Origin of the sequence: Pseudomonas guariconensis (assembly GCF_040822035.1) — a bacterium.
Classification (GTDB): domain Bacteria; phylum Pseudomonadota; class Gammaproteobacteria; order Pseudomonadales; family Pseudomonadaceae; genus Aquipseudomonas; species Aquipseudomonas guariconensis.
Map to the genome: position 1 here is coordinate 1389842 of NZ_CP162012.1, position 23006 is coordinate 1412847.

Annotated in this window: 20 protein-coding genes; 9 read left to right on the forward strand and 11 right to left on the reverse strand. The window is 63.2% G+C overall.

The genetic code is table 11. From position 1 onward, the window contains the following. Positions 1-344: 344 nt before the first annotated feature. From AB1N67_RS06290 to AB1N67_RS06300, 3 genes are all read left to right on the forward strand, one after another. Complete coding sequence (locus AB1N67_RS06290; RefSeq protein ID WP_043214720.1) at positions 345-1970, forward strand: APC family permease; 1626 nt, start codon at positions 345-347, stop codon at positions 1968-1970. Between the two features lie 91 nt (positions 1971-2061). Next, the gene (locus AB1N67_RS06295; protein WP_043214722.1) at positions 2062-3072 is read left to right on the forward strand and encodes an Ldh family oxidoreductase; all 1011 of its coding nucleotides are present in this window, start codon (positions 2062-2064) and stop codon (positions 3070-3072) included. A 276-nt stretch (positions 3073-3348) separates the two neighbouring features. Then, the gene (locus tag AB1N67_RS06300; RefSeq protein ID WP_043214725.1) at positions 3349-3540 is read left to right on the forward strand and encodes a YhfL family protein; all 192 of its coding nucleotides are present in this window, start codon (positions 3349-3351) and stop codon (positions 3538-3540) included. A gap of 151 nt (positions 3541-3691) precedes the next feature. On the opposite strand, the gene AB1N67_RS06305 is transcribed toward AB1N67_RS06300, so the two are convergent. The 6 genes from AB1N67_RS06305 to AB1N67_RS06330 form a co-directional block, all read right to left on the reverse strand. Further along, the gene (locus AB1N67_RS06305; protein WP_043214726.1) at positions 3692-4183 is read right to left on the reverse strand and encodes a GNAT family N-acetyltransferase; all 492 of its coding nucleotides are present in this window, start codon (positions 4181-4183) and stop codon (positions 3692-3694) included. 116 nt (positions 4184-4299) lie between these two features. Further along, complete coding sequence (locus AB1N67_RS06310; RefSeq protein ID WP_043214728.1) at positions 4300-4770, reverse strand: Lrp/AsnC family transcriptional regulator; 471 nt, start codon at positions 4768-4770, stop codon at positions 4300-4302. 23 nt (positions 4771-4793) lie between these two features. Continuing rightward, positions 4794-6098, reverse strand: coding sequence for an FAD-binding oxidoreductase (locus AB1N67_RS06315; protein ID WP_043214730.1), 1305 nt, complete (start codon positions 6096-6098; stop codon positions 4794-4796). A gap of 80 nt (positions 6099-6178) precedes the next feature. Further along, the gene (locus AB1N67_RS06320) at positions 6179-7018 is read right to left on the reverse strand and encodes an ABC transporter substrate-binding protein (RefSeq protein ID WP_090346151.1); all 840 of its coding nucleotides are present in this window, start codon (positions 7016-7018) and stop codon (positions 6179-6181) included. A 60-nt stretch (positions 7019-7078) separates the two neighbouring features. Next, a complete protein-coding gene (locus AB1N67_RS06325; protein ID WP_043214733.1) occupies positions 7079-7843 on the reverse strand; it encodes an amino acid ABC transporter ATP-binding protein in 765 nt (254 codons plus the stop codon). 15 nt (positions 7844-7858) lie between these two features. Further along, positions 7859-8824, reverse strand: a complete 966-nt coding sequence (locus tag AB1N67_RS06330; protein ID WP_070574336.1) for an amino acid ABC transporter permease — start codon at positions 8822-8824, stop codon at positions 7859-7861. A 328-nt stretch (positions 8825-9152) separates the two neighbouring features. Here AB1N67_RS06330 and mcpA point away from each other — a divergent pair, with 328 nt between their 5' ends. After that, a complete protein-coding gene (gene mcpA / locus AB1N67_RS06335; protein ID WP_182941579.1) occupies positions 9153-11039 on the forward strand; it encodes a methyl-accepting chemotaxis protein McpA in 1887 nt (628 codons plus the stop codon). A 103-nt stretch (positions 11040-11142) separates the two neighbouring features. On the opposite strand, the gene AB1N67_RS06340 is transcribed toward mcpA, so the two are convergent. Then, positions 11143-11868 (reverse strand): TorF family putative porin, encoded by a 726-nt coding sequence (locus AB1N67_RS06340; protein ID WP_367863607.1) that lies wholly within the window; start codon positions 11866-11868, stop codon positions 11143-11145. Between the two features lie 120 nt (positions 11869-11988). Next, positions 11989-13710, reverse strand: coding sequence for an amidohydrolase (locus AB1N67_RS06345; RefSeq protein WP_090346949.1), 1722 nt, complete (start codon positions 13708-13710; stop codon positions 11989-11991). 243 nt (positions 13711-13953) lie between these two features. Between AB1N67_RS06345 and AB1N67_RS06350 the strand changes: the two genes are divergently transcribed. The 3 genes from AB1N67_RS06350 (at position 13954) to AB1N67_RS06360 (ending at position 17569) form a co-directional block, all read left to right on the forward strand. Further along, positions 13954-14865 (forward strand): LysR family transcriptional regulator, encoded by a 912-nt coding sequence (locus AB1N67_RS06350; RefSeq protein ID WP_043215275.1) that lies wholly within the window; start codon positions 13954-13956, stop codon positions 14863-14865. Positions 14866-15106: 241 nt separating this feature from the next. Beyond that, positions 15107-16177, forward strand: coding sequence for a C45 family peptidase (locus tag AB1N67_RS06355; protein WP_043215277.1), 1071 nt, complete (start codon positions 15107-15109; stop codon positions 16175-16177). Between the two features lie 57 nt (positions 16178-16234). Then, positions 16235-17569 carry an MFS transporter gene (locus tag AB1N67_RS06360; protein WP_090346948.1) on the forward strand — a complete coding sequence of 445 codons (1335 nt, stop codon included), beginning with the start codon at positions 16235-16237 and terminating at the stop codon, positions 17567-17569. Positions 17570-17728: 159 nt separating this feature from the next. On the opposite strand, the gene AB1N67_RS06365 is transcribed toward AB1N67_RS06360, so the two are convergent. Beyond that, positions 17729-18544 (reverse strand): carbon-nitrogen hydrolase family protein, encoded by an 816-nt coding sequence (locus AB1N67_RS06365; RefSeq protein ID WP_182941575.1) that lies wholly within the window; start codon positions 18542-18544, stop codon positions 17729-17731. A gap of 122 nt (positions 18545-18666) precedes the next feature. Between AB1N67_RS06365 and AB1N67_RS06370 the strand changes: the two genes are divergently transcribed. Next, positions 18667-19482, forward strand: coding sequence for a helix-turn-helix transcriptional regulator (locus AB1N67_RS06370; protein WP_102081375.1), 816 nt, complete (start codon positions 18667-18669; stop codon positions 19480-19482). Positions 19483-19540: 58 nt separating this feature from the next. Here the strand turns inward: AB1N67_RS06370 and AB1N67_RS06375 are convergent, their stop codons facing one another. Together AB1N67_RS06375 and AB1N67_RS06380 are read right to left on the reverse strand one after the other, a co-directional pair. Beyond that, positions 19541-20638 carry a P1 family peptidase gene (locus AB1N67_RS06375; protein WP_197853806.1) on the reverse strand — a complete coding sequence of 366 codons (1098 nt, stop codon included), beginning with the start codon at positions 20636-20638 and terminating at the stop codon, positions 19541-19543. Positions 20639-20653: 15 nt separating this feature from the next. Beyond that, positions 20654-22003 carry an APC family permease gene (locus AB1N67_RS06380; protein WP_289717021.1) on the reverse strand — a complete coding sequence of 450 codons (1350 nt, stop codon included), beginning with the start codon at positions 22001-22003 and terminating at the stop codon, positions 20654-20656. A 195-nt stretch (positions 22004-22198) separates the two neighbouring features. Between AB1N67_RS06380 and AB1N67_RS06385 the strand changes: the two genes are divergently transcribed. Further along, positions 22199-22999, forward strand: a complete 801-nt coding sequence (locus AB1N67_RS06385; RefSeq protein ID WP_043215291.1) for a helix-turn-helix transcriptional regulator — start codon at positions 22199-22201, stop codon at positions 22997-22999. Positions 23000-23006 lie beyond the last annotated feature (7 nt).

Consider the following 23006-nt stretch of genomic DNA (forward strand, 5'->3'; position numbering starts at 1 on the left):
CTCGGCGGCTGGCCCTCGCGTCAAGTCGTGGCTGCAAATTGTGCTGAATTCGTCATCAGGGCTGATGAAAACCATCAAGCAATCGTGGCCGCGATCAGTTCAACCTAAAAAAGACAGAGCGTGCCAGGCACCTCGTCGGACCCTTCGATCCACAGGCGGCCATAGACCACCCGCCTCTCTGGGACGGGGTTTGTTCACCCATCGCTTAAAAACAGAGCGCCACGCACCGGACACCCGGTGAGCGCGCATTCTCGAATCGAGAGGCTGCAACTTCACCGCCCAAGCACACTGATCTGCAACACAGTTTCTGCCTATTTCAATAATCCACAAAAAAGGGCTTAGCTATGTCAGGCCAAGGTAAATTCAAGAAACAACTGTCGCTGATGGACTTGACGTTCATCGGTCTGGGGGCCATTTTCGGCTCCGGTTGGCTGTTCGCCGCCAGCCATGTGTCGGCCATCGCAGGCCCGGCAGGCATCATCTCCTGGTTGATCGGCGGCTTCGCCGTGCTGCTGCTGGGCATCGTCTACTGCGAACTGGGCGCCGCCTTGCCGCGCGCCGGTGGCGTGGTGCGCTACCCGGTCTTTTCCCACGGGCCCTTGCTGGGCTATCTGATGGGTTTCATCACCATCATCGCGTTCTCGAGCCTGGTGGCGATCGAAGTCGTCGCCTCGCGTCAGTACGCCGCGGCCTGGTTTCCACAACTGACCCATCCGGGTACCAATGACGCGACCCTGGCCGGCTGGCTGGTGCAATTCGCCCTTTTGTGCCTGTTCTTCGTGGTCAACTACCGCAGCGTCAAGACCTTCGCCAAGGCCAACAACCTGATCAGCACGTTCAAGTTCATCGTGCCGCTGCTGGTCATCGTCGTGCTCTACAGCTTCTTCCGGCCGGAAAACCTCGAGGTCCAGGGCTTCGCGCCGTTCGGCATGTCCGGCATCGAAATGGCGGTCTCCGGCGGTGGCATCATCTTCGCGTACCTGGGGCTGACGCCAATCATCTCGGTGGCCAGCGAAGTGCGTAATCCGCAACGAACCATTCCTATCGCGCTGATCCTCTCGGTGCTGTTGTCCACCGCCATCTATGTGCTGCTGCAAGTGGCGTTCCTGGGCAGTGTGCCGACCGAGATGCTGGCTAATGGCTGGGGCCTGATCAACAAGGAGTTCTCGCTGCCTTACCGCGACATCGCCGTCGCCTTGGGCGTGGGTTGGCTGGCTTACCTGGTGGTCGCCGACGCGGTGATCTCGCCGAGCGGCTGCGGCAACATCTACATGAACGCCACGCCACGGGTCATCTACGGCTGGGCGCGGACCGGCACCTTCTTCAAGGTGTTCACCCGCATCGACGAGAAATCCGGCATCCCGCGCCCGGCGTTGTGGCTTACCTTCGGCCTGTCGATCTTCTGGACCCTGCCGTTCCCTTCCTGGGAGGCGCTGATCAACGTGGTATCGGCAGCCCTGGTGCTGAGCTACGCGGTCGCTCCGGTCTCGGTCGCCGCCTTGCGCCGCAGCGCACCCGACCTGGAGCGCCCATTCCGCGTCAAGGCCATGAGCGTGCTGGGGCCGGTGTCGTTCATCATCGCTTCGTTGATCGTCTACTGGTCGGGCTGGAGCACGGTGTCCTGGCTGCTGAGCCTGCAGATCCTGATGTTCGTCGTCTATCTGTTGGCCGGCCGTTTCGTGCCCACCGAACACCTGTCGCTCAAGCAGCAAGTGCATTCGTCGCTGTGGCTGGTGGGCTTCTACGCGATGATCATCGTGTTCTCCAAACTCGGCAGTTTCGGTGGCATCGGCGTGCTCGCCCATCCGCTGGACAATGTCGTCGTTGGCCTGTGCTCCCTGGGCATCTACTACTGGGGCGCACGCACCGGCGTGCCGGCACACCTGTTGCGTCTGGATGCCGATGAAGAGGAAGAACAACCGAACGTCCAGCCAAGCGCCAAAGGATTCACCACCGCCCACGCACGCTGAGTCGCAGGTCGACTCCGCCACGCCTGGCATTTTCACGCACGCACCGCGGCAGCCTAGGGCTGCCGCGGTCGCATTCAGGGAGTAATCGCAAATGAATGACAGGGTCCACATGACGCTCGAAGAGGTCCATGCACTGGCCGTCAGCGCGCTGTTGGCCAACGGCATGTCCACTGCCCACGCCCAGGCCATCGCCGAAGTGATCACCCAAGGTCAACGCGACGAGTGCCATTCCCATGGCCTGTACCGGGTGCTGGTGTGCGTGCGTTCGCTGCGATCTGGCAAGGTCGATCCGGCGGTGCTGCCGACGCTGCATGACGTCGGGCCTTCGATCGTCAAGGTCGATGCCCACCAGGGCTACTCGTTGCTGGCCTTCCAGACCGGCCTTCCCGTGCTGGTGGAAAAGGCCCGTCGGCAGGGCATTGCTGCCCTGGTGATTCGCAACTGCTTCCACTTTTCTGCATTGTGGCCGGAGGTGGAGGCCATCGCCGCCCATGGCCTGGTCGGCATGGCGATGACCCCGAGCCACAGCTGGGTAGCGCCGGCAGGAGGCAAGCGGGGCGTGTTCGGCACCAACCCGTTGGCGTTCGCCTGGCCGCGCCCGGCTGGCGAGCCGTTCGTCTTCGACTTCGCCACCAGTGCCATCGCCCGGGGGGATATCGAGCTGCATGCGCGGGAGGGCAAGCCGATCCCCGATGGCTGGGCGCTGGACAGCGAGGGCCAGCCGACCAACGACGCCAGCGCTGCGCTGGCCGGCGCGATGCAGACCTTCGGTGGACACAAGGGATCGGCCCTGGCAGCCATGATCGAGCTGCTGGCAGGCGCACTGATTGGCGACATGACCAGCCTTGAGTCCATGGCCTTCGATGGCGGCGCCGGTGCCACGCCGTGCCATGGCGAACTGTTGCTGGCGTTTGACCCCAAGGCGTTTCTCGGCGACGACCTCGAAGCCGGGTTGCAGCGGGCAGAGCATCTGTTCGCCGCCATCACCGACCAGGGGGCACGCTTGCCTTCCCAGCGGCGCTTCAATGCTCGCAAGCGCTCGTTGGCCCAAGGCGTCTGGGTGAATCGTCAGGTCGTCGAGGACATTCGACGCCTGCTGTGAAGTGGACTTCAAGCGCTACCTGAATATAACTAGGCGCTGGTTGCAACGTGCAAGTAACGTTCGAACATTTGTTTTAATCGGATGTTGCTTGCGTTGCTGTTTGCATGGCTCGCTAGTTAAAAACAATCCAATTGGATAACTGTGCGTTATGTGCGCTCAGGAAGTTGCCGACTCTTGTTATGGCACCATGAAAACGGCGTTTATTTTTTTTGACAAAGTGGTTAATATCGCGCCGCCATCAGTGCGATGGTGAATTATAAATTAAAGGATTTAGTAATGAAAAAGCTGATCAAAGCCACTGCCGCTGTTGCTGTCATTTCGGGCGTGGCCCTGCTCTCCGGCTGCACCGGCCAAGTCTACAACCAGCCAAAGAACTGCTCGTACGACTACCTGTTCCACCCATCGGTTTCCATTTCCAAAGTTATCGGTGGTTGCGGCCCGATCGACAAGCTGCCACAACAGCAGTAATTTTGGATGTACGGATTACACCTCGATTGGGTGTAATCAGAACCCCCTCTCTTAATGGAGTAGGGGGTTTTTTATTGCCCGAGCCCAACAAGTAGTGGCGTTATGATATTAGTTGTTGAGGTCCAACCATCCAAACCAAAAGCACAACTATCTAACACAGTGACTTGGCCATCTCGGCAGTGGCCTTCCATCCCTGTGCCTCATACACCGGCCGGCCAACTTCCGTTGCGTGCAGTACCCCAAAGCCAACCCCACGCGCGAGGAACTCAGCCTCGGCCAGTCGCATCAAGGCCGACGCCAACCCCCGCCGCCGGTAGGCCGGTTCGACGAACACATTGAGCACATAACCGCGCTGATCCTGGTTCGGATGGGAAGGGTGGGGCGGCCAGTCGATGCTCATCAGACCGATCGCCGCCGCGTTGACTGCTCCGTCCATCAAGGCGAACCCGTAGTAGCGCCCATCGGTCAGGCGCGGCAGCAGCCAGGGCCGAAAGTGTTCGGTCATCACACGCAGTTGCGAAGGATCGCCCCCGGCCTCCAGGAACATCCGTTCTCGGTGGTCACAGATCATCGCGTGGTCGTTCACTTCCAGCCTGCGAGGTGTCAGGCCCGAGAAATCGATATCGCAGGGGAATTCATTCATGCGCTGCACTCCGACGGAGTGACCGATGCTAGTGCAGGCCCATCCCGGGCGTTAGTGACAGATCCGCAGGAAACCGGCCATACAGTGCTCTGGACATGGATGAGCGCAACCGATGACTACAGCATCAACCGCCGGCTGAACTTGGTTTCCATGACGATATGCGAGGCGGTGTGCGCAACGCCCTTGATCATGTTGATGCGGGTGAGCTCGGCGTTGAGCTCGCCCAAAGTGTGGGTGGCCAGGTGAATGATGAAGTCTGTTTCGCCCGATACGGCATACACCGCCTGGACCGCCTCCATCTTGCGCAAGGAGGTCATCACATCGGTGTAGCTCTTGTTGGTGCAGGAGGTCATGGTGAAGCAGTTGATGGTTTGCTGCAGCTTGTCCTGGTCGATGCGCACGCTGTAGCCGGTGATCACACCGGCTTTTTCCAGGCGAGCGATGCGCTCTTGCACTGCCGAACGCGAGACGCCGAGCTTGCGTGCCAGCGAGGCGGTGGGCTCGCGCGCGTTGGCTTGCAGCAGCGCGAGCAGTTGCCGGTCTTTTTCGGTCAGGCTGAACAGTGAACCGGGGGTTTGCGCATCCATGGACGTGGGCCTTGATCAGGTGGTCAGTACTTGATGGCCCGCCGTTGCGACCGCGCCTCCTGGAACTTGTCCATCAGCTTGAGGCCGGCATAGACCGTCTGTGCCGCCGCAGGGCCAAAGGGGCCGCCGTTCCATTCCAGGCCATAGGCATCGAATAGGCGGTAGCGGTCCGTTTCGCCGCAGATGGCCTCGGCCACCACGCGCGCCCCGACAGGTGCGGTGTTCATACCATGGCCCCCAAACGATGCACAAGACCACCGCCCCGCGCCCAACGGGCCGATATGCGGCATCTTGTGGCGGGCGTAGCCCATCAGGCCCGACCAGGCCTTTTCGATCTTCAGGCCGCGCAGTTGTGGGTAGACAGCGAGGATGTCCTGGGTCAGCAGTTGCCCCAGACGCTTTTCATCCTGCAAGTTGCGCGTGGTGATGTGTCCGCCCCAGAGCAGGCGGTCGCCATCGACGATGCGGTAGTAGTCCGAGGCGCGGCGGTTGTCGCCGACTGCATCGGTGGTACGAACCACGTCCGCGAGGCGCTCGCCCAGGCGTTCGGTCAGCACCACGTAGGTGGCAATCGGCAGGAAGGCGCGACGCAGCGGGCCGAACTCTGGGCCGCCATAGCCGCCGCAGCAGTACACCACCTCAGCGCATTCGACGCTGCCCTGTGCGGTGATCACCTGATGGCGCCCGGCGCGGCTTTCGACCCGAACCATCGGCGACTGCTCATGGATCCTGCCACCTTTGAGTTCGATCAGCTCGGCCAGGCCCAGGCAGTAGTTCAGGGGATGGAAATGAAAGCCGTGGCTGTCGCGCAGCCCCTGGAAGTACCGGTCAGTGTTGAGTTTGTCGCGGATCGCCCGAGTGTCGAGGTACTCCATTTCAAAACCGAACTCGCGCGCCAGACGATCGCGCTGGCGTTGGAGGTTGTCGCCGTCGTCATAGCGCACCACGCTAAGCTTGCCCGTGGTGGGCGCGCAACCGGGTAGCCCATGTTGAGCGATCATCGCTCGCACGATGTCGACGCCTTCGAGCGAGAGGCGGAACAACGCCCCGGCCGTGTGGGTACCGCAGCGTCGTTCGATTGCCGACAGGCCTTCGGACCAGCCCTGCAGTACGAAGCCGCCGTTGCGACCGGAGGCGCCCCAGGCCACGCGGGCTGCCTCCAGCAGCACCACCGAGCGCCCTCGGGCAAGCAGCTCCCAGGCCGTGCTCAGGCCCGCCAGGCCGCCACCGATGATGCACACATCTGCCTGCGCCTTGCCCGCCAGTGTCGGGCGCGAAGGGGCAGGGCGCATGGTGGCGGTGTAATAGTTGTTGGTGTAGCTGGACATCGAGTCGGTCATCCTTTTTTCGAGGCGCAGGCGGGCCGTGCGCCCTTCGTGATGAAGGGCGTGGGCCGGGCAGTCAGGGGTTACTGGACGCGGGTAAGGTCGGTGCCGTACCACTTCTCGGAGAGTTGCTTGAGTGTGCCGTCCGACTTCATGTCGGCGATGATCTTGGCCAGTTGGGCATTGAAGGCTTCGTCACCTTTGTCCACGGCGATGGCCAGGGGCTCGTAGTAGGCGGGCTTGCCCTCCACCGGCACGATCGGATACCCGTGCTTGATGGCCCCCATCACCGTGGGCAGGGCGGACAGCGTGGCATCCAGGCGCGTGCCGTTGCCCATGCGTAGGTCGTCGAGCGGGCCCATGCTATCGCCATAGGTCTGCACGTCGCCGGGCTCGAGGCTGTAGCTGAACGGCGGCACGTCTGCGGCGTCGATCTTCAGCCGACGATTGATGTAATCCTCGGAGGTGGTGCCCGCTTCGACACCGATGGTCTTGCCGTTGAGGTCGGCGACTTGGGTACCGGCGGCGTCTTTGTGCACGGCGAAGACGTATGGGGTGTAGTAGTAGATGGCAGGGAAGTCGAGCACCCGGCCACGTTCGGTGGTCGGCGTCATGGAGCCGACCGACAGGTCCCAGCGGCTGGACCAGTGCCCGGCGGTGATGATGCCGTACTCCGGCGTGACGAACGTCACCTTGCTGCCGATGCGGCGGCCGATCTCGTTGGCCACATCGATGTCGAAACCTTTCAAGGTGTTGTCCTCGCCCAGGAATGACTGGGGCGGCCAGTTCGCGGCGGTGGCCACTTTCAGGACCTTACTTTGCTGGATTCGGTCCAGGGTCGCGCCTGCCCAGGCGGCGCAGGTGGTGATCGACAAGGCGCTGGCGACGGCGGCGGCAGCGAAGATACGAGCAACTGAGGTCATCGGTACGTCTCCGGTTACACGGTAGTGGGTGTCGAATGCGTGCGGTAGCAAGGTGTGGTTTCAGTGGCTGAGGATTTGCGAGAGGAACTCCCGGGCCCGCGCATGCTGGGGGTTGTCGAAGAAGTCGTTGGGTTTGGCCTGCTCGATGATGCGGCCTTGGTCCATGAAGATGATCCGGTCGGCGACCTTGCGGGCGAACCCCATCTCATGGGTCACGCACAGCATCGTGATGCCGTCCTGGGCCAGCTCGCCCATGACGTCGAGCACTTCCTTGACCATTTCCGGGTCCAGCGCCGAAGTGGGCTCGTCGAACAGCATGATGCGCGGGCGCATGCACAGGGCGCGGGCGATGGCGACACGCTGCTGTTGGCCACCTGACAACTGGCCGGGGAACTTGTCGGCCTGGCTCTTGATACGTACTCGATCGAGGTACTCGTAGGCCAGTGCGCGTGCCTGGGCCTCGCTGAGCTTGCTTACCAGCCGCGGGCCGAGCATCAGGTTTTCCAGCACGGTCAGGTGCGGGAACAGGTTGAACTGCTGGAACACCATGCCCACCTGGCGGCGGATCCCGGCTACGCTGTCGGCGCTGCGGGTCAACGGGGCGCCGGCGATGAGCACCTGGCCTTTCTGAAAGTCCTCGAGCAGGTTGAGGCAGCGGATCAATGTGGATTTGCCTGACCCTGAAGGGCCGCAGACGACCACGATTTCTCCGCTGGCGATCTCCAGATCGATGCCCTTGAGCACATGGAAGTCGCCGTACCATTTTTGCAGGTCACGGATCGAGACTGCAGCGTGTGGCGCCGCGCAGGCGAAGGCTTGATTCATCGTGATGCTCCTTGTTCAGCGGTGGGCGCGGTCGAAGCGTTTTTCGAGGCGGGCCTGGACGGTCTCCAGGACAATCGACAGCAGCCAATAGAGCACGGCGGCGGTGATGAGCATTTCCAGGTGGCGGAACTCGGCGCGTCCCTGGGTGCGAGCCAGGAACATCAGCTCCCAGACGCCGATCACCGAGACCAGCGAGCTGTCCTTGAGCATCGAGATGAACTGGTTGCCGGTCGGCGGAATGATCAAGCGCATCGACTGCGGCAGGATCACCCGGCTCATGGTCTGCCAGGGCGTCAGACCGATTGCCCGCGAAGCTTCCCACTGGCCCCTCGGGATGCTGCTGATACCGGCGCGGAAGATTTCAGTCATGTAGGCGCCGTAGCACAGCGACAGCGCCAGTACCCCGGCAGGCACTGCGCCGACCACGTAGCCGAGCTGTGGAATGCCCAGGTAGATCAGGTAGATCTGGATCAACAGCGGCACGCCGCGGAAGAACGACGTGTAGAAGCTGGCGATGGCGATGGCGAAGCCGTTGGTGGACAACCGCGCCGTGGCGCCCAGCAGGGCCAGGACGAACGCGATGGCAATAGACAGAGTGGAAACATAGACGGTGGTGAACACCCCTTGGGTGATCATGTAGCCGACCTTGCTGGCGATGAAGCTGTAAGACAGGTTGAAGGTGTCGAAGAACAGCAAGAACAGCACCAGCAGTTCACACCAGACCGTGATGATCTGCGCCCGCAACGGGAAGCGTCCGAGGATGAACAGGTTCAGGACCAGCGTGGTCGAGAGGGTGGCCGCCACGGCGATATTGCGCAGCAAGGGGGCTTGCAGGTCGAGCACGATCGGCCCCATGAGCCGGGCCAGGCTGCCTTCACCTACGCCAGAGAAGAGCGCGACGACGAAGATGACGACAGCGATCGTTCCCATGAACGCGACGTTATCGGTCGCACGCGTTTTGACTATGTGGTCTTTGTACATTGTCTTCGTGCCTCTGCGGGGGTGAGCCCCTTTGTTGTTGTGGGTCCATTATCGGTGGGCAAAACGTCGGGCGGCACCTTGCGATCTGCATGGGTCAAAGGGTTTTTTGGGGCGTTTGTAGGAGGCGTACCCCTACAGATGCAGGTGAGCCTTTGAAATCTGCCAGGCATGAGGGCGCGCGAAGGCGTTGCGTGCCGCAGGTCGGAAAACCGCTAAGGGGTACTCAAGAACCGAGCGTGGGCAGCCGATAGCGAATGGGTAGAACCCCGCGACGGCGGGGTGAGCGTGCAACCTTCAAAAAAAAGAAAAATCACCAAGGTCTCTGAACATGAACCTGAAATTCCGCCACAAGATTCTGCTCAGTGCCTGTGGCATCGTGGTATTGGCGTTTGCCTTGTTTACCCTCTACAACGACTACCTGCAGCGCAACATCATCCGCCAGAACATCGAGTCGTCCGTGCAACAGGCGGGCGCCCTGACCGCCAGCAGCGTGCAGAACTGGATGTCCGGACGCATCCTGGTACTGGAAAACCTGGCCCAGGACATCGCCCAGCAGGGCGCCGGCGAGAACCTGGCCGGGTTGATCGAGCAACCGTCCTACACCAGTAACTTCCTCTTCACCTACCTGGGCCATGCCACTGGCGTGTTCACCCAGCGTCCCGACACGCAGATGCCCGATGGCTACGACCCGCGCCAACGGCCTTGGTACAACGCGGCAACCAGTGCCGGCCATACGGTGATCACAGCTCCCTACCAAGGCGCTGTCGGTGGCCTGATGGTCACCATTGCCTCGCCCGTCAAAAGCCGCGCCGACGGCGCCCTGCTTGGGGTGGTCGGTGGCGACCTGACCCTGGATACCTTGGTGAAGATCATCAACTCGGTAGACTTCGGCGGCATCGGCCACGCCTTCCTCGCCGATCGCAACGGCCAGGTCATCGTCAGCCCCGACAAGGACCAGTTGATGAAGAACCTCAAGGACATCTACCCCGATGCCGCCTTGAAGGTCGAGCCAGGCATGCAGGACGTCACCCTCAACGGCCAGGATCGGATCATCTCCTTTGCTCCGGTCGAAGGCCTGCCTTCGGCGCAGTGGTATATCGGTCTGTCCATCGACAAAGACAAAGCCTACGCCGCACTGAGCCAGTTCCGTACTTCGGCGATCATCGCCATGCTCATCGCCGTGGCTGCCATCGCCGGCCTGCTGGGCCTGCTCATCCCGGTGCTGATGCGCCCGCTGACCACCATGGGCCGCGCCATGCAGGACATCGCCGAAGGCGAAGGCGACCTGACCCGCCGCCTGGCGGTGCAGCACAAGGACGAGTTCGGCGAGCTGGCCACGTCGTTCAACCGCTTCGTCGAGCGCATCCACGCCTCGATCAGCGAGGTGTCCTCGGCCACCCGCCTGGTGCATGACCTGTCGGAGAAGGTGGTTCACGCCTCCAATGCTTCGATCATCGGCTCCGAGGAGCAGAGCATGCGCACCAACAGCGTCGCCGCGGCAATCAACCAGTTGGGCGCAGCCACCCAGGAAATCGCCCGCAATGCCGCCGACGCCTCGCAACACGCCAGCGGCGCCAGCGAGCAGGCCAACGACGGGCGTCAGGTGGTGGACGATGCGATCAACGCCATGACCGCGCTTTCGCAGAAGATCAGCGAGTCGTGCGAGCAGATCGAGACGCTCAACGCCAGCACCGACGAGATCGGCAAGATCCTCGACGTGATCAAGGGCATTTCCCAGCAGACCAACCTGCTGGCACTCAACGCCGCCATCGAGGCCGCCCGTGCTGGCGAGGCCGGGCGCGGTTTCGCCGTGGTGGCCGATGAAGTGCGCAACCTGGCCCACCGCACCCAGGAGTCGGCCGAAGAAATCCACCGCATGATCACCAGCCTGCAGGTGGGCTCGCGCGAGGCGGTGTACACCATGAACGAAAGCCAGGTGTCCAGCGAACAGACCGTGCAGGTGGCCAACCAGGCGGGTGAACGCCTGGCCAGCGTGACCCAGCGCATCGGCGAGATCGACGGCATGAACCAGTCGGTGGCCACCGCCACCGAGGAGCAGAGCGCAGTGGTCGAGAGCCTGAACCTGGACATCACCCAGATCAACAGCCTCAACCAGCAAGGGGTAGAGAACCTCAACGAAACCCTGCGCCATTGCGATGCCCTGAGCCAGCAAGCGGGGCGGTTGAAGCAACTGGTGGGCAGCTTCAGGATCTGAGGCGGGTCCTTCGCGGGTAGACCCGCTCCCACAGGTATCGCGCCGTTCTCAGGCTCGGCGCAGTACCCGTGGGAGCCGGCGGCAGCCCTGGGGGCCGCAGGGATCAGAATGTCTTGCTGACCGCAGCCACCACCGTGGCCGAGCAGACATCCTTGAAACCCAGGTAACTGGCGCATTCGTTTTCGGAAAGGTCGGTGTCGATGTAGCTGACCGACCAATCGAGCGACAGCATCGTGCGGGTCAGCTTAACTTCCCACTCGTGATAGTCGTCCCGGCTGGTCCCGTCATTGGCGAACCAGCTTGGGTCCTTGTAGTCGTTGCGCCCGTAGCGCACCAGCAGGTCGGTGTCGAACGGTAGCAGGGTGGTGTAGCCCACATAGCTGTAGAGCATCGATTGGTCGCCGTTGAAGTTCTCCGAGTAGTTACCACCGAGCAGCACACCCCAGGCACGCAGTTCGGTGTGGTACTCGCCATAGTTGAAGTTGCCCTGACGCGGGTACACGTACTTGATGTACGAAGTATCGAGGGTGACATCGTCGTTGATCTGCCAGAAGTAGCCGGCATAGTAGTCCAGCTCCTGGCGTGTGCTGCTGCCGAAACCGAAGTCGACGTTCGAACTCCATACGCCTGCGTACAGGCCGCTGGCGTGCGCCAGGGTCAGCGACCCCTGCAGGGCTGGATCGCTCTGGGTCTGGGAGATGCCACGGGTGCGGTAGTCGCTGAACACGCCAGCCTTGGCCTCGAGGCTGAAATCGTCATTGAGGTCGATGGCATGGGCCAGCGGGGCACAGGCGAGCAGGCCGCCTGCGATGAGGTTGCGTAAGGTCATTCGATGCTTTCCGTTTATTGTTGTTGTGCACGGGTGACGTGGGGTGTGGCTTTTTGCGGATAAAACCCGCTCCACAGGCGTCGGTGTTGCACCTGTGGAGCGGGTTGGCCCGCCAAGCGATCAGCGCTGGTAGATCTGCTTGCCGGCGAACCAGGTCTGCAACACCTGGGTATCTCGCAGCGCCTCGGGGTCGACGCTGAGCACATCGCGGTCCAAGACGATCATGTCCGCCTGCTTGCCGACTTTCAGCGAGCCCACCTGCTGCTCAAGACGCATGGCGCGGGCGGCATTGAGGGTGTAGGCCTGGAACATGGTTTGCCGGTCGATGGCCTCGTCAGCGTTGAGCACCCCCTTGGGGCCCTTGCGGCTCACTGCCTGGTAGATCGCCTTCCACGGCTCCGGGGTAGTGATCGGCCAGTCACTTGCCCCGGCGATGGTCGCCCCGGCCTTGTACAGCGAGTGGGCCGGATAGCTATGGGCGAAGGCGTGTTCATCGACATACGGCTTGACCAGATCGAGGTTGGTCTCGTCGGCACTGGCCCAGTACAACTGCATCGAGGCGATCACATCGAGCTGCTTGAAGCGCGGGTAGTCCTGGGCGCTGACCATCTGCAGGTGGGTGATCGAATGGGGGACGCCGCTGTGACGGGCTCGTCGGGCTTGTTCTACGCCATTGAGCGCCTCGCGCACGGCGCGGTCGCCGATGGCATGGACGTGCACCAGCCAGCCGCGTGCATCGGCGGCATCGACCAGCTCACCGAAGTGTTTCGGGTCCAGCAGCAGTTCGCCGCGTTGGCCGGAGTTCTTGTAGGGTTCGAGCATCGCTGCGCTCTGCGCCGGCATCTCGGCCACGCCGTCGGCGAAGACCTTGATACCGGGCAGGGTGAGGTTGCGCACGCCGAGGAACTGCTGGCGTACCTTGTCCAGCTCATCCAGGTCGGCCGGGCGGGCCTTTGAGTCGGCCATCAGCAGCGCGGCAATGTGGGCCGTCAGCTCGCCGCGCTGGGAGAGGTCCTTATAGACCGGCAGCACGCCGAGCGAGTCGTTCTTCACGTCCGCCCCGGGCAGTTCGTTGGCCAGTGGGTCCATCCAGCCGGTAATGCCGAGCTGCTTGGAGTAGTCCAGGGCCATGCGGCCGGCGGTCATCAGGGTTTCGTGGGAGAGCGGTGGCAGCAGGTCGGTCACCGGGTAGTAACTGGCATCGGCCAGGAACCCGTTGGGTGTGCCGTCCTCATGCTGGCCTATGGTGCTGCGCGCCTCGGCAGGCAATGCCGCGATGGTCTTGGCATCGATCTTGGCGCGCTTGAGCAGGGCCAGGTTGGCCCAGCCGGTGTGCATATCATTGGCGGCCAGAAGGATCGGCTGCTCGGCCCATTGCCCATGGTTGAAGCGCTGCTCCAGGGCTGGGATGTCATCCCAATAGGTCCCTGGCACGCCGCCGACGACCAGGAATTCGCCTCGCACGGCCTTGCCATCCTTGCGCCACTCGAGCAGGCGTTGTTCCAGTTCATCGAGCGGGATCTGCTCGCCCATCAGGTTGGCCAGTTCCAGTTGCAGGCCGCCCTTGATGGCATGGGAGTGAGAATCGAGCATGCCCGGCATCAGCACCTTGCCACCCAGGTCGATGACGCGGGTGGCGGCGGCCTTCAGGCGCAGCACGGCCTGGTCGGATCCCACGGCAACGATCTTCTCTCCCTCGACCGCCACCGCTTGCTGCAGCGGTTGGCCTGGCTCGGCGGTGTAGACCTTGGCGTTGTGAAAGATCACGTCCACTGCCGCGAAGCTGTGCAGGGAGGTGCAGGCCAGGCCCGCGCTGATCGCCATCTTCAGGAGGTGCTTCATTCGGTGCCTCGTTCTTGTTGTGATTGCGCCGCAGCCTAGCCAACGCGCAAGGCCGGTTAAATGCGACGACAGGCACAACTTTTTTCGCGATCGGGAAACAATCCCTGGCCTATGATTGCCATGGCGCAAGCCACACGCCGCTCGACGCCTATTCAAATCCGCGGTGTTTGCGGGTTTGATGGAAAGGCGTGGATACCCGCACGCGCTCTTCATTGCCTCGCTTGTGCCGAACAGGAAGAAACCATGGACAAAATGACGGCCCTGACCATCTTCGTCGCCGCCGCCGAACACGGCAGCTTCAGTCGTGCGGCCGAGCAGTTGGGCAAGACGCCTTCGGCCATCACCAAGGCCGTCGCTCACCTGGAAGCCGAGCTCGGTGTGCGCCTGTTCGAGCGCACCACCCGGCGTATGGCCCTGACCGAGGCCGGGACGGTGTATCTGGAAGGTGCGCGCCAGGCCTTGATGCATCTGCAACTGGTGACCGAGGAGGTGGAGCAGTTGCAGCACGAACTGCGCGGCACTTTGCGCATCACCGCGCCGCCTTCGTTCGGCCCGGCGTTTCTCAACCAGGTCTGCTTTCGCTTCATGCGTGAACACCCGCAGGTGCGCCTGGAGGTGAACCTCAACGATGCCAATGAAGACCTGATCGACGGCGGTTACGATCTGTCGCTGCGCGATGGCCCCACCGACCAGCCCGAACTGATTGCCCAGCCGCTGATCGAGAACCGCGTGGTGCTGTGTGCCAGCCCCGACTACCTGGCCCGACGTGGTGAGGCCATCACCCTGGAGAACTACGCCCAGCACGACTGGCTGCTGTTGCGTCATCCGCTGCTAAACCGCAGCTTCTGGTGGGTCGAGCATGAAGGCCAGACGTTGCGTGTGCGCCAGCCCACGCCCCGGCTGGTGAGCGACAATTTCGACTTTTTGCTCGCCTGCCTGCTCGATGGCCATGGCCTGCAGTTCGTGCCCACCTGGTGCGCCGCGCCTTATCTGGCCAGCGGGCAACTGGTGGAAGTGTTGCCGGACTACTGGCGGGCCTTGAGTGCCTTCGGGCCCTGGGTGCACGTGCTGTACCTGCCCCATCGGCGCAACACGCGCAAGGTGCAGGCGTTCATCGCCTTGCTGCACGAGCAACTGCGCAGCCAGGGGCTGTGATCGGGCTGCGGGGCGCAATTGTTCCGCCTGGGCACAAAAGTTGTGCGGGTTGTGGCGATGATCCACCGCGGGCGGCTCGCTAGGCTAGCGGTGGTTGCCTGAACACAGCGGCCACTTCGTGCCCGGTCCAGTACCATCTGCCACCCCCAAGGCAGGTGCATGCAGCGGAGGTGCGAGGCGGCCCCACTCTTTCCAGAACAGCAACGATGCCCCGAGCCTGCTGTACCAGGAGTTCCCCGCAGTGAAGATCCATACCCTAGTCACCGATATCCGCACGCCTGCCGAGCGTGGTCGCCAGATCGGCGAGCGCTTCGCCGAGCAGATCCGTCATACCACCCAGCTCTACCTGGACTTCTTCCCTCGGGTGGGCGTGTCCGTGCGCGAGGCGCAACGTATCGGCGAAAACAGTCTGGCCGCCTTGGAAGCCTGGAGCCCGAATCTGGCGGCCGAGGTGATCGGCATGGCCAGCGGCGCCGACCTGCCGGTGTGGCAGTTGGCAAGCCTCAACGCGCGCACCGAGGTGCTGGCTGCACGCACCCGCCACAGCGAATGCTCCACCACCGTGCATGCCCCGCGCGGTCCGCGGGCGCCGCAGACCCTGCAGACCTGGGACTGGCACGACAGCCTTTGCCCTCATGGCCTGATGCTGGCGTTGCACACCGAACGTGGCATGAACGTCAAGCTGTTCTGCGAATTCGGCATGCTTGCCAAGCTGGGCGTGAACAGCGCAGGTCTGGGGCTGCACTTCAACATTCTCCACCACACCAGTGACAACGACAGCGGCGGTGTGCCGGTGCACGCCATTGCCCGTCGTCTGCTCGAAGAGGCCAGCAGCGTCGAGGAGGCCATCGAGCTGGCCCGTTCGGCGCGGGTCAGTGCCTCCACCGTGCTCACCGTGTTCTCCCGCGAGGACAGCAGCCCGCGCGCCGTCAGCATCGAGCTCAGCCCTGAGCGCACGGCGCTGGTGCTGCCGCGTGAAGACGGCTGGTTGCTGCACACCAACCACTTCCTCGACCCGCAACTGAGCCTGGGCGAGCAGGTTGCCGACCGTGCCGATACCCAGTGCCGCCTGGGCCACCTGGAGCAGGTGATCGGCCAGATGGGCAGTGCCGATCTGCGCGCCCGCGCCGAAGCCATGTGTGGCGCACAAGGTGACAGTGCGCCGATCTGCTTCCACCCGGACATGGCCATGCCCGACACCGAACGTTGGGAAACCCTGCTGAGCGTGGGGATCGATACCGAGCGCTGCGTACTGGAATACGTGGCGGGCACGCCGCTGCAACTGGCCAAGGCTGGCTTCGAACGTTTCTGAGCCCCACCCGGTGCTGCCTGAGCAGGGCGGCACCCGCTGACAACGAGAACAACAACAATGCATGCGGAACAATCCAAACCTGCGTCGTCCCGGTCTGCGCTGCGGACCTTCTGCGTCTCCGGCATGGGCACTGCGCTGGAGTTCTATGACTTCATCATCTACGGCACCGCGGCTGCGCTGGTGTTTCCCCAGGTGTTCTTCCCGCAGATGGATCACCTGACCGCGACCTTGGTGGCCTTCAGCGCCTTTGGTGCCGGCTTCTTCGCCCGGCCGCTGGGCGGCTTGGTGTTCGGCCACTATGGCGATCGCATCGGCCGGCAGAAGGTGCTGGTCGCGACCTTGCTGCTCATGGGTTTGAGCACTTTCCTCATCGGCTGCTTGCCAAGCCATGCCAGTATCGGCGTCGTTGCGCCGATCCTGCTGGTGGTGTTGCGTCTGATCCAGGGCTTCGCCGCCGGTGGCGAGTGGGGCGGTGCCGCGCTGTTCGGCATCGAGTCGGCGCCGCCGGGCAGGCGAGGACTGTGGGGTAGCTTTACCAGCATGGGCATCGGCGTCGGTGGCATCCTCGGCGCTGTGGTGTTTACCATCGTCAGTGCCGCCTTCAATGACAACCTGGTGGATTTTGCCTGGCGCATCCCGTTCTGGCTCGGCGGCACCTTGGTGCTGATCGGCCTGTACGCACGCTTGAAAGCACCGGCACCGGTCGCAGCCCCGGCAGTCAAGCCGGTCCGTGCACCATTGGCCGAAGCCTTGCGCCAGCGTCCGCGCCAGTTGTTGCTGTGCACCGGCATTGCCTTCGGCTATTGCACCATCGCCTACATCGGCAGCACGTTCTTCCTGACCTACGCCACCCAGGTGGGCTTCGGCAGCACCCAGGCATTGATGTTCGACCTGACCTTGTCGATCGCTATCGTGTTCTCCGCGCCGCTGTTCGGCTACCTGTCCGACCGTTTGGGCCGGCGCACGGTGATGGTGTTCGGTGCGGTGGTCATGGCGCTCGGGCTGTTCGCCTTCTTCGAACTGGTAGGCATGAAGAGTTTCGGCATCGCTTTGTTCGCCTACAGCCTCACGGGCTTGCTGATGGGCGCGACCCAGGGGCCGATCCCTGCATTTCTGGGTGAGCAGTTCCCGCGTAGCATGCGCTATTCCGGGATCTCGGCCAGCTATCAGATCGGTGCCGCGCTGGGCGGTGGGACAGCGTCGAGCATCGCCACGGCGATCCTCATCCTCACCGACCACAACCCGCTGGGCGTGGCCCTGTATGGAGCTGGGGCATTGGCGTTGGTAGCGGTGTGTTCGCTGATGCTGCGCGAGACTTCGCGCCTGAGCATGGCGCAGATCGACGAAGCGCCTGCTGGTGTGGCGGGTGAGGCGGTGCTGGCCCGGCATTGAGAGGGGATGGCGATAGTCCTGTATCGACAGATCTGGCCACGTCGCGGGTAAACCCGCTCCCACAGGTACAGCAGTGTTTCTAATGACACTGCAGCACTTGAGGGAGCGGGTTTACCCGCGAAGCAGGCGCCACGTAGTCGTGCGTGCGCCACCCGGGACTTAGCCGATGAGCAGTTCGCGCAGGCCGTTGGGATGCTCGATGCGCTCACCCGGCAGGGCGATGCGCTGGTTGGCGCGGTAGTCGTGGAAGGCACGGGCCTTGCCGATCAGCGACAGATCCAGGGTCACGGTATGCCGTGACTCGCCCCGGCCTGCCTCGAACAGCGTCCTGCCAAAGGGGTCGACCCCCAGACTGTTGCCGACGAACATGCAGTCGTCCGGCCCATTGCCCACCCGATTGGCCACCACGGCGAACACCTGGTTCTCCATCGCCCGGGCCATCACCGACACACGATGCACGTCATCCTCGGGCTCGGCCAAGCCATCGGTGATCAGCATCACCTGTGCGTCGAGCGCCGTCAGTGCCCGGGCCGTCTCGGGGAACTCGCTGTCGTAACAGATCAGCAGGCCGATGCGCACCCCACGCCACTCCACGGTGGAGAAGCGATCCCCAGGCACCACGATGCCATGCTCCGGCACCCACAGGTGGGTCTTGCGGTAAGTGAGCAGAATGCCTTCTGGCGCGATGAACAGCGTGGTGTTGTAGAAGGTGCCATGGGCATTTTCATAAAGCCCCAGCACCACCGCCACATTGCGCTGGCGCGCCGCTTCGACCACCGCCTGCACGGCTTCGCCCTCGACAGATTCCGAGAGCATGCCGACGTCTTCCTGGCTGAGAAACCCGGTCAGGTGCGACTCGGGGAACAACACGACGTCGGTGTCCGGCGCACACTGGGCGATGTCCTTGAGGATGCAACTGAGGTTGTAGGGCGTGTCGCCATCGCGCGTCGTGGTTTGTATGACTTCGATCTTCATAGGGCGTCCGTCTCGTGGTGTCCGACCGCTTTGAGGTCGGGTGACTTTTGCAAAGGGTGATGCAAGTATGAAAACAACGACTGTCAAAACAATCACGCCGAGTGGTTAACCCGGGGGTAGGCATGGGCCTGAGTCTGCAGGATCTTTCGTGGCACCAGGGCATAGGCCAGTGCATCGAGCACCTCGATCGACCAAGCTTCTGGCGCACGCTGGCCACGTTGCTGGGCGACTTCGTCGAAGTGGATTCCTGGGTTGCCTTGTTGTTCAGCCAAGACAAGCCACTGATCTTCGACCAAAGCCCCTATGACCGGGAGGGCATCGACCCCTTGGTGAGCGAATACGCCAATGGTCTGTACCTGCTGGACCCGTTCTACCTCAACAGCCGGGAGCAGGCGCAGACCGGTCTGGTGCGCTTGGCCGACATCGCCCCGGAGCACTTCCAGCAGACTGATTACTACCGGCTGTATTTCACCCATAACGTGGTCGCCGACGAAGTCCAGTTCAACGTGGTGGTGGGGCAGGGGCGCACGCTGTGCCTGTCGCTGGGGGGATGCCGACGGTTCAGCGCCGAGCAGCTCGCCATGCTGGAGCTGATCCGCCCATGGCTGATCGGCCTGATGCGCCAGCGCCTGCATTTCGAGAGCCTGCCGGAGCGGGCACCTGCGGGCAAACCGGCGCTGGACTTTGCCCAAGGTCGCGATGAAGCGCGCCGGCAGCTGGAGTCGGTGCTCACCGCACGGGAACTGGATGTGGTGCGCTTGATCCTCTCCGGCCACTCCAACAAGGAGGCCGCGGCCAAGCTCGCGCTTTCCGCCGAGACGGTGAAGGTCCATCGGCGCAACGTGTACCGCAAGCTGGACGTGAACTCCCAGAGCGAGCTGTTCTCGCTGTTGTTCCTGACGGGCGAGGCGCTGGGTAGCTTGCGCTCTGTTTCCTAGTTTTTTCCGAAACGCACCTGCTTCAGGGGATTCGGGGCCGCACAGCAGCCCCCGGTTCCTAACCCTGCCACCCCACCTGGCGCAGGGCCCCCAGCAGCCGCTCGCCACCGAGCCCCGGCACCAGCACGCCGTCGGCGGTGTGCATGTCGACGCCTGCCAGCAGGGCATTGACGATCGCCTCTTCCACCGCTTCGGCCGCCGCCATGAACAATGGCGTGATGTGGTCGTTGTTGAGCATCTGCACCGGCAGGCTGAACGGGGTGCCCTTGCGGCCGTACTCGGCGGCGGGTAAGTGTTGCTCAGCACAGGAGAACGCCAGGAATAGGTCGCCACTGGCATCTTCGGTACCGCCGCCGGTGCGGGCGATGCCGATGGAGGCCCGCTGGGCCAGGCGTTGGCACTGATGTGGCAATAGCGGAGCGTCGGTGGCGATGATCACCACGATCGAGCCCATGCCGGGCTCGCCGCGCTCGTCGAAGGGCGACGGGATGCCATCCAGTACCCGGCCCACCGGATAGCCATCGACGCGCAGCTCGCGGCGTTGACCGTGGTTAGCCTGGACCAGCGCACCGACCGTCCAGCCGCCCTGTTCGGTCGACAGCTTGCGCGAGGCGGTGCCGATGCCACCCTTGAACTCATGGCAGATCATGCCCGTGCCACCGCCCACCGCACCCTCGGCGACCGGGCCGGATTCGGCACGGGCCAGGGCTTCGTTCACGTGGTCCGGGCCAATGTGCTGGCCCCAGATGTCGTTGAGCAGGCCGTCATAGGTTTCCATGACCACCGGCATGCACCAGTACACGGCCGGGTCCGCCAGGGCATCGCGCTCGGCGGCGACCAGCGCGTCACGCACCACGCCAACGCTGTGGGTATTGGTGATGGCCAGCGGTGTGGTCAACAGGCCCGCTTCGCGGATCCACTCAAGCCCAGTGGCGTCGCCGTTGCCATTGAGCACATGGACCCCGGCAAAGCAGGGCGCCAGGCGGGCTGCGCCAGGGCGCGGCTGGATCACGGTGACGCCGGTGCGCACCTGCTTGTCGTCGCTATCGGCCATGAGGGTGCTGTGACCGACGCGAACACCGGGCACATCGGTGATGGCGTTGAATTGGCCGGGGGTGCCCAGGCCCAGGGTGATGCCAAGTTGACGCGCGCGCATAGGGACTCCTGTTGTTCAGCGTTTCTGGAAAGTGGGGCTGAGCTTGCCGTAGGTGCTGTAAAGGATCACCGAGACAGCCAGTATGCCGAGAATGATCAAGGTGTCGCGGACCGAGGCGTCGAGCAGGCCATTGAGCAGCAGGTAGCCAGCCCCGATGGTGGCCAGCAAGGCGGGTAGAGGCCACAGCGGCATGCGGTAGGGGTGCTCGCGGTCGCTGCGCAGTACCCGGCTGAACAGGGCGCATAACGCCACGGCCAGGTAGACCATGACCAGCAGCAAGACCGTGAAGGAGGTCAGCCCCTCCAGGTTGGAGCTGAAGGTCAGGGCCGCCGAGGGCACACCGAGGAACAAGGTGGCCAGCCAAGGCGATTCCCAACGGGGGTGGATGCGGGTGAACAGGCGATTCAACGCGGGCGTCCACAGCTGGTCGCGACCGCTGCTGAACACCACCCGGCCAGACTGGATGACGATGGCAATGATGGCGTTGAACACCGAGAGGAAGATCCCGGCACTGACCAGCCGCGACAGCGTTTCGTTGCCGTGGGCAGTGAGCAGATAGCCGATCGGGTCGGGGCTGGCGAGCATGTCTTGCAGCGACGGCGCGCCGAGCAGTAGGGCGCCGATCGGTATCAGCTCGATCGCCACCACCAGTGCCAGCGACCAGAGCACGGCGTGGTGGTTGCTGCGCCCGCCGTCTTTCATGTCCTCGGCCAGCACCACGGCGCCGCCGAAACCGTTGTAGGAGAACAGCGCGGTGCCCATGGCGGCTATCACCAGGGCCCAGGGCGCGGCGGTGAGCAGGCCGTGGTCGATGTGCTGGGGTTGGGTCAGCACGCTGAGCGGCTGGCTGATGTTGCCGAAACCGAGCACCACGATCACCAGCAGGGCGGCAACCTCACACAGCAGGAAGATACCCGTGACCCAGGCATTGACGCGGATGTTGAGAATACCCAGGCCGTAGCTGGCGGCGACAATGGCCAGGGCGACAGTCTGGGTGTCGAATTGCGTGCCCAGGGCGCTGTTGAGGTAGGTGGCTGCGCCCGTGGCCAGCACGGGCGGGATGAACAGCAGCATCACCATCACGGTCAGGAAGGTGGCGTAGCCGGCCATGCCACCGAATACCCGCTTGGCATAGACATACTCGCCACCCGCCGAGGTGTGCGCCCGACCGAGTTCGGCGTAGCACCAGGCGAACATCAAGGCCAGCAGCGCGGCCAGGACAAAGGCCAGGAAGGCACCACTGCCGGCCTGGGAGATGGCAAAAGGGGCGATGACGAACACGGAACTGGCCGGCGTGACCGCCGAGACCGTGATGGCGACCACATCGAGCATGCCCAGGCTGGGCTTGAGCGCACTGTCGTGCATGTCGTTCTCCTCGAATTGTTATTGGTGGTTGAGGCAGTGACGAAGAAAGGGAGCGTGCCCTCGACGCGGGGCGTGGCATGGGCTGCAATCTAGGCGTGACGGGGCGTGCGGCCAATTACCCTATTGGGGTACGCCCACTTGACGCGCAGGCGGGAAAGACGGCAAATCCCATCACCTATTCAGGGGAGCCTGCGGATGCAAAGCCTGTTTCATGAAGTCGGCATTCACGCCAACCTTGGTCGCACCATCGAACAGATCGGTCAGCCCCGCTTGTGGAAGCAGTTGATCCTGCTCCTGCACCGCTGGCTGCCGTTCGACAATGCCCTGGCGGTCTTCTACCCCAGCAACGCAGCTCCCTTGGTGCTCGAGGAATACGACGCCGCGCCCCAGGACGGACCGGCGGCGATGCCGCTGTACCTCAGTGGCCTGTACCAGCTCGATCCGTTCTTCCAGGCCTGCCAGGATGGCGTGTCCAGCGGGTTGTACCGGCTCGATGAGGTGGCGCCGGACCAGTTCCACCAAAGTGAGTACTACCTCAACTACTTCCATGCCAACGTGCTGGAGGACGAGGTGCAGTTCATCCTGCAGTTGCCGGGCCAGGGGGCATTGTCGTTGTCGTTGGGCATGCGCCGGCCGTTCAGTTCGCAGCAGTGCGGACAATTGGCGATGTTCTGCCCCTGGGTGCTGGCCCTGATGCAACAGCATTGGCAGTTGCGCAGCCAACGCCTGATGCCGGCGGGCGAGCCGGTGGCGGCCCAGGTGCGCGATGCGCTGAGTCATTTCGGGGCGGGGGTGTTGTCCGAGCGCGAGCTCGAGATCGCCCGGTTGATCCTGCGTGGCTACTCATCCAAGGCCATGGCCGAGCGTCTGGCGATTTCTCCGGAAACCGTCAAGGTTCACCGCCGGCACCTGTATGCCAAGCTGGATATTTCCTCGCAGCCGGAGTTGTTCTCGCTGTTCTTGCAGTCGTTGGGACACGATCCGGAGCATCCTTGAGATCTAC

Excerpts from the sequence above, each read along its gene's own strand:
- AB1N67_RS06290 (WP_043214720.1), top strand. The coding sequence starts at position 345 with ATGTCAGGCCAAGGTAAATTCAAGAAACAACTGTCGCTGATGGACTTG.
- AB1N67_RS06295 (WP_043214722.1), top strand. The coding sequence starts at position 2,062 with ATGAATGACAGGGTCCACATGACGCTCGAAGAGGTCCATGCACTGGCC.
- AB1N67_RS06300 (WP_043214725.1), top strand. The coding sequence starts at position 3,349 with ATGAAAAAGCTGATCAAAGCCACTGCCGCTGTTGCTGTCATTTCGGGC.
- AB1N67_RS06305 (WP_043214726.1), bottom strand. The coding sequence starts at position 4,183 with ATGAATGAATTCCCCTGCGATATCGATTTCTCGGGCCTGACACCTCGC.
- AB1N67_RS06310 (WP_043214728.1), bottom strand. The coding sequence starts at position 4,770 with ATGGATGCGCAAACCCCCGGTTCACTGTTCAGCCTGACCGAAAAAGAC.
- AB1N67_RS06315 (WP_043214730.1), bottom strand. The coding sequence starts at position 6,098 with ATGTCCAGCTACACCAACAACTATTACACCGCCACCATGCGCCCTGCC.
- AB1N67_RS06320 (WP_090346151.1), bottom strand. The coding sequence starts at position 7,018 with ATGACCTCAGTTGCTCGTATCTTCGCTGCCGCCGCCGTCGCCAGCGCC.
- AB1N67_RS06325 (WP_043214733.1), bottom strand. The coding sequence starts at position 7,843 with ATGAATCAAGCCTTCGCCTGCGCGGCGCCACACGCTGCAGTCTCGATC.
- AB1N67_RS06330 (WP_070574336.1), bottom strand. The coding sequence starts at position 8,824 with ATGTACAAAGACCACATAGTCAAAACGCGTGCGACCGATAACGTCGCG.
- mcpA (WP_182941579.1), top strand. The coding sequence starts at position 9,153 with ATGAACCTGAAATTCCGCCACAAGATTCTGCTCAGTGCCTGTGGCATC.
- AB1N67_RS06340 (WP_367863607.1), bottom strand. The coding sequence starts at position 11,868 with ATGACCTTACGCAACCTCATCGCAGGCGGCCTGCTCGCCTGTGCCCCG.
- AB1N67_RS06345 (WP_090346949.1), bottom strand. The coding sequence starts at position 13,710 with ATGAAGCACCTCCTGAAGATGGCGATCAGCGCGGGCCTGGCCTGCACC.
- AB1N67_RS06350 (WP_043215275.1), top strand. The coding sequence starts at position 13,954 with ATGGACAAAATGACGGCCCTGACCATCTTCGTCGCCGCCGCCGAACAC.
- AB1N67_RS06360 (WP_090346948.1), top strand. The coding sequence starts at position 16,235 with ATGCATGCGGAACAATCCAAACCTGCGTCGTCCCGGTCTGCGCTGCGG.
- AB1N67_RS06365 (WP_182941575.1), bottom strand. The coding sequence starts at position 18,544 with ATGAAGATCGAAGTCATACAAACCACGACGCGCGATGGCGACACGCCC.
- AB1N67_RS06370 (WP_102081375.1), top strand. The coding sequence starts at position 18,667 with ATGGGCCTGAGTCTGCAGGATCTTTCGTGGCACCAGGGCATAGGCCAG.
- AB1N67_RS06375 (WP_197853806.1), bottom strand. The coding sequence starts at position 20,638 with ATGCGCGCGCGTCAACTTGGCATCACCCTGGGCCTGGGCACCCCCGGC.
- AB1N67_RS06380 (WP_289717021.1), bottom strand. The coding sequence starts at position 22,003 with ATGCACGACAGTGCGCTCAAGCCCAGCCTGGGCATGCTCGATGTGGTC.
- AB1N67_RS06385 (WP_043215291.1), top strand. The coding sequence starts at position 22,199 with ATGCAAAGCCTGTTTCATGAAGTCGGCATTCACGCCAACCTTGGTCGC.